The sequence below is a fragment of the Microcystis sp. M113S1 genome, from assembly GCF_020246945.1.
In the GTDB taxonomy this organism is placed as follows: domain Bacteria; phylum Cyanobacteriota; class Cyanobacteriia; order Cyanobacteriales; family Microcystaceae; genus Microcystis.
This window is the reverse complement of the sequence record NZ_JADBSA010000036.1, coordinates 1-5,735: the sequence shown is the minus strand read 5'-3', so window position 1 is coordinate 5,735 and position 5,735 is coordinate 1. Positions and strand designations below refer to the sequence as shown.

Genomic DNA, 5,735 nt, shown 5'->3' with positions numbered 1-5,735 from the left:
CATTGTGGCTATGTAGAAGATAGAGATATTAACGCCGCTATCAACATTCTCAAAAAGGGACTAAGTACGGTAGGGCATACCGAAACTAATACGCGCCGGCGTGAGATTCCCTCTGGTTTGGTTGGATACGTCCTGCCAGATTAAGGAAACTCAGTGAACCAAGAATCCCTCGCTTTTAGCGATGGGAGTGTCAATTTTATTTACTTGATTATAGGTTTGATAAGCCCAGTTTTCCCACTGATCCAACCAATTTAGCAAGTTTTCTTGAATATGAGACTCTAGTGTTTGATCTCGACGGTTGATGATCACTTGTGCAGCTTTTCTAAATAGGCGATCGCTTTCAGTAACACAAGCATGACGGGGTAATTCTTCGGCTAATCGATAGAACAACGCACTTAAATCTTGCTGATCATACTGCATAAAATTCCACCATAACTCTAATAACTCCCCTTTCATCAAGGCTTCTAAAGTGTTACCCGAACCATAAATCACCCGAAAACAGAGTCCATCTTTTCCATATAACTTTTTAGCACGGTCTTTTTCAGCCGTCCACAGGCTTTCTAATACGGTAGGAAGAGGTACACTTTTATGGGCGATAACAATGCCTAGACTCATGGTTGCCCCATCTCCCATCGTAAAATAGGGACGTTGTTGTAATCCTTGCAGAGATTGTTTAGGAGTCCAGTACCCTCCCTCTGTGCTGAATTCTCTTTCTGGATCTGGGTCAGCACACCAAGCAGCACGAAGCGATCGCAAATATCCCAGTAAATCTGCTAGAGGTAACACTGCCATCACATCATCACCGCCACTATAGACGACTTTACCACAATAACGTTCTTCCGTAAGGTAGGGTACTAAGCGATTAGAAAAGTCTAATAAGGCGCGATTTAACCCGACATGGGTTGCTGGCCCCATGCGTTTTTGGGTTGCTAGTAAATCTGGGTAATCTTGATGATTTTTGACATTTTCTGTGATCGCATCTGTGATTAAATACTCTTTGTATTTCTTTAATTTTGACCCAGAGACATATTTCCCCATCCCATCCCCATCACCGAGGACAATTACCCACCAATCGGCTGGACTTCCTTCGCCAAATTTTGCTTTTTTATGCGCTTCTTCAACTAAACTTCTTAATGTTGCTGTTTCTTGAGCGTTACAATTCATGTCATCAGCTAACCATTTACTGGAAAACATGACTCCATTAAAATTCTGTCCATTCCTATTTTCTGGATTAATTTGCCGATCAACTTTTGGTATCTGATAAGGACGACCATGAGTACGGGAGGCAAAAGTGTCTGCTTTGTTAGGTAATTGTTGGTTAATAAGTGTGTTAAGACAATTCCAATAGTTGCGTGTTTTTTGTCCTCCTTTTTTAAAATCTTCGTAAGCAAATCTTGCAGCAGCAATAGAACTTAAATTAGGAAAACGAATTAAATTATCATAGTTAGTATCATCTTCTTGCCCTAGATTAATTCCCAAAGATTCAGCAACTCCCCCATATCGCCAAGCCATGCGTTTTGTTAATTCGATCGCATTCAATTTTTCTGAGCCATTAAATAACCCTGGATAAACTTCAGCCATTAATCGCCAAAATAGACGCATTGATCGCGCGGAAAGTCCACCTCCATTTTTAAACTGCCCGTGATAATGTAATTGGGGATGAACTGCGCTAAATTGACCCGATAAAGTGGAACGTTCCCCAGGTGCTGTAGGAATTGCCCAAGTGCGAGTATTTTTTACGGCTTGAATAGACTGTCCCAAACGAGCTGGTAATGCCCCCCCACCAAGTACCAGTGTTTATCTGTTCGTAAAGGTTTTCCTCGGCTGTTGTAGGTAGAGATTCAGCTAAATGGGGAGGGGCGATCGCATTTTGCGCTTGTTTCCATTGCTGATAATTTTCCCCTGTGGGATTACCTGTGAGATTAGTAGTTAATGGCTGGTCTGGATTGCCTAAGGGCATTGCAGTCCAGTAAGTTTCCCAAGTTTTTTCTATTTGTGCTTCCCAGAGTTTATTCCACTCCCAACAACTACCATGATGTCCTATCTGCCATTTTTTTAAATCTCGTTTACATATTTCTTGTTCGCTTAGAAACTCCTTTAATAATATTTCATCTATTTTCTGCTGATTTTTAGTATCTTTAAGAAACTCTAGGGTTCGTTTTTTGATATCTTCCCTAACTTTTTTGGCAATCTCTGACCATTCTTCTATTAAACATTTTTTTAATTTCTCTCCCAATTCTCTAGCTGCTTCTTTACCAGGAACTAAAGCCATAATCACATTAGGAAATCCAGCCGTACTTAAACTTGTAGAGATGCCATTATCAAATCTACCAACTGGAGATATTCCGTCTTGAAAAGAAGCAAAATTAGCCGCAAAATCTGGATATTTTTTAACAATTAAAGCATCGATAATTTCTTGACTCCAAAGAGAAGGAGTAATCACAGCATCAGACCCATAAGTTTCGGCAATATACCAACAGAGTTTAACACTGAGATAGTGCAGTAGATAGGAACCTGCCCAAAAATCGACAAATTTTCGGGATGCTTTGATAAATTCTTGTACTGGGGAGAAGGTAAAGAGAAAAAGATAGGGATGTTGGGATTTACTTCCCTCTTGCCAATGTTCGGGATACATCGCCCCAACTAGAGCGGAAACGGTACTTTTGTAGCTATGTAGGGGACAATCAGGAAGGATGCTGTGAGCAGGATAGAGGAAAAAATCATTCTGGTTTTGTCGGATGAGTTCGGGATAAAATCGCCAAAACCACCAAAATAGTTTTTCTATATCTGTTTCTGAGGTAATTTCTGCCGGAATTTCTGGTCTTGAGTCTTGTGAAGTAATATTTCGAGTTTGTCCACTGATGGGATGTTTCACGCTATTAATATTAGTGCCTTGAGCCTCTCCTAGATTAACGCAATCAGAGGAACTAGCTATTTGCTGGGGTAACTCTTCTATCTGTCCTTGTAACTCTTCTGGGTGAATAGACTGTAATTGTTGCAAAATGGAGTGGTCTTCTAGCAAGGCACAAAGTTTACGAGAATAGAAATTTGTTGAATTAATAGGGGACTCTGATTCTGGCATAATCATAAATTGCTAAGGCCTCTCTTTAAACTTTATCACGAAAACGAAGATAGTTAAGCAAAATAATTGATTAACTATCGCATCTGACAGGGAGCATCTCATTTATGCAAGTGAGTAATTATATTTATCCCTAAACTGTTTTCTAGCAAGGCTTTCAAAATAGCTTGACATAAACCCACATTCCGCACCCTCAACTGTCACATTGAAAATTTTATCTAAATCGTCAAAACGATTGCCGGCTCTGAATTACAGGCTAATTTGTTTGCCCAGCAGATTCACAATTAGCCCTAAAAATCTGATAGCTCTGATACCAAATTATTGATCTCATTAAGCTGGCGATCGCTGACTAGAGTGTGACACTTCATAATTCTTAGTAATCGCTAAAAGTCTTACTATACAAGGGCTAGAGCAACTGTTTATTTCAACGACTAGGGTGCGGAATGTGGGCATAAAAACCTGATTTAGAGGTTACAAAGGTGAGATGCTCCCGATCGCATAGGCATTAACGTGGAACAATTTCTATTGTTTCATGCCGATGGAATGGGGGGGTTCTCAACATTTTTCGCGGGTTAGACACAATGGCTGAAAATCTAGAGTTTTCGTTGAGGTGCGTCGATGCCTTGTCCACCAAGGCTTTGAGCCTTATGACCGAGGTGACTATTGAGAATTATTATTAATAATGTCTATGCTTTTCAATATCCCACGAAAAATCGCTGTACAATCCTTGTACAGCCTAGTTTTGCCAAGCTAGTCTTTTAACTTCTTAGCAAGTTTAATTAATGGAAACTGAAAAAACTAAGATGCTAAGATGCTAAGATGCAAAGCTTTTAACTTCTTAGCAAGTTTAATTAATGGAAACTCAGAAGCCATCCATTCGTGCGGATCTTCTTCAACCAACTTTTAACTTCTTAGCAAGTTTAATTAATGGAAACTGCGCAGGAGGCCAGCTACATCTTCCGACAGACTTTTAACTTCTTAGCAAGTTTAATTAATGGAAAGCAGGAATAAACCATCAACCTCGAAACGATTGTCATCTCGCTTTTAACTTCTTAGCAAGTTTAATTAATGGAAACGAGTTCGACTTGCGATTTTGGCGCAAGATACTCGTCCTTTTAACTTCTTAGCAAGTTTAATTAATGGAAACACAAATCCACGACCGGATTTGTCCCGGATGTCTTCTTTTAACTTCTTAGCAAGTTTAATTAATGGAAACCTTAGCTTCCGGCAGGACTAGTTGACTAAGCTGCTTTTAACTTCTTAGCAAGTTTAATTAATGGAAACGGCTCGATTGCTAATTTGTGCCTGTAAGTTTTGCAGTGCTCTTTTAACTTCTTAGCAAGTTTAATTAATGGAAACTACCAAACGCTTAATTAGAGTCAGGTCCCCTTGTTGCTTTTAACTTCTTAGCAAGTTTTGTCAATAGCGTTTTAGGTGCGCGTACCCTTAGGTAGGGATGATTACATGGTTTGAACTCAATCTTTCTCGCAATTCGGAGCGCTGTGACTCCCGAAATCTTCAATTATTCTATTAAGTGCTAGAATTTTATTGATGAAACAATTTTTGCTGGTAGCTAGTTAAGCTTAGAAGGAGTTGATGTTATGTTAGTTAAAGGAATTAAAAAAGGCAAAACTATTGAGTTATTAGAGGAAGTTGATTTTCCTGATAATGAAGAGTTATTAATGGACATTAGAGAGGTTAATGATTTTTGGTCAGCCTTGCAAGATTTTAGACAAAGAGTAGATTTGGCAAGTCTTGATGATGATACTTTTGATAATTTACGGGACAAGTCAACGGGGAGAGATGTTCGTTTATGACTCTCAAATATTTGCTAGATACTAATATTTTGTCAGAGGCTAAACGACCTCACCCGAATCAGAAGGTCATGACGAAGCTACGATTATCTAAACGGGAAATAGCCACAGCTACTCTAGTAATCCATGAGCTATTATTTGGTTGTTTTCGACTTCCTCTGTCTAAAAAACGCCAAGACTTAGAGGATTATGTGAATAACGTTATTTTAGCCAATCTACCTTTATTCGATTATGACTTAAAATCAGCCCAATATCACGCACGGGAAAGGTCAAGGTTGTCTAAAGTCGGCAAGAGTCCTGCTTTTGTCGATGGTCAAATAGCGTCTATTGCTTTTACCAACAATTTGACTTTAGTTACAAATAATGTTGATGATTTTAAAGATTTTAAGGGTTTAGTGATTGAAAATTGGTTTCTCTAATCTGTAATTGTTCCGTGTTTCACCTTTCCCACCCCACAATGCTCCCCCAGAAAGATGATCGCCACGTCATCGATCGCTGCCTAACGATAAGATATTGTCTCAACCGTTCGCCTATTCGGTGATAAGGGACTTGCGTAGGAATAATATCCCAGCTTTGAAAATAGCTCTGTAGAAAAACCAGACCAGCCAGATGGTACATTATCAAAGCGCAAGTCCCTAAGTTCAGTAGATGGAAAAGTTTTTGTCCAATAGCGATCGCTAAATGATAGGGGCTAAAAAATTAGGGATTTTCTTAGTACATAAATACTAAGACAACGACTAATGATAAGTAAAAGTTATCTATATCTAGATTGACTAATCAAAGAAAAAATCGCTCAAAAAAAACATAAAAATGTTAGAATAAAATCAATAAACTTCAGCAAT

At 38.9% G+C, this 5,735-nt stretch carries 4 protein-coding genes, 1 pseudogene and 1 CRISPR repeat array; of the genes and pseudogenes, 3 read left to right on the top strand and 2 right to left on the bottom strand.

The annotated features are described in order from the left end of the window. Nucleotides 1–157: pseudogene (locus IM319_RS22330) on the top strand (RNA-guided endonuclease TnpB family protein); the annotation flags it as partial. Here the strand turns inward: IM319_RS22330 and cas10 are convergent. Together cas10 and IM319_RS02400 are read right to left on the bottom strand one after the other, a co-directional pair. Next, nucleotides 151–1,761, bottom strand: a complete 1,611-nt coding sequence (gene cas10 / locus IM319_RS02405) for a type III-B CRISPR-associated protein Cas10/Cmr2 (protein WP_287734489.1) — start codon at nucleotides 1,759–1,761, stop codon at nucleotides 151–153. The pseudogene IM319_RS22330 and the gene cas10 sit on opposite strands and share 7 nt — an antisense overlap. Beyond that, entirely contained in the window at nucleotides 1,670–3,082 is a 1,413-nt protein-coding gene (locus IM319_RS02400; protein ID WP_287734487.1) for a type III-B CRISPR-associated protein Cas10/Cmr2, read from the bottom strand. Before IM319_RS02400 ends, cas10 begins: the two co-directional genes overlap by 92 nt. A 752-nt stretch (nucleotides 3,083–3,834) precedes the next feature. Further along, nucleotides 3,835–4,438: direct repeats of the CRISPR family, unit length 35 nt; unit sequence CTTTTAACTTCTTAGCAAGTTTAATTAATGGAAAC. A gap of 242 nt (nucleotides 4,439–4,680) precedes the next feature. Here IM319_RS02400 and IM319_RS02395 point away from each other — a divergent pair. Further along, nucleotides 4,681–4,896: a hypothetical protein gene (locus tag IM319_RS02395; protein WP_158202606.1), complete on the top strand. Its 216-nt coding sequence runs from the start codon at nucleotides 4,681–4,683 to the stop codon at nucleotides 4,894–4,896. Continuing rightward, the gene (locus IM319_RS02390) at nucleotides 4,893–5,312 is read left to right on the top strand and encodes a type II toxin-antitoxin system VapC family toxin (protein WP_158199609.1); all 420 of its coding nucleotides are present in this window, start codon (nucleotides 4,893–4,895) and stop codon (nucleotides 5,310–5,312) included. The genes IM319_RS02395 and IM319_RS02390 overlap by 4 nt, the downstream gene beginning before the upstream one ends. Nucleotides 5,313–5,735 lie beyond the last annotated feature (423 nt).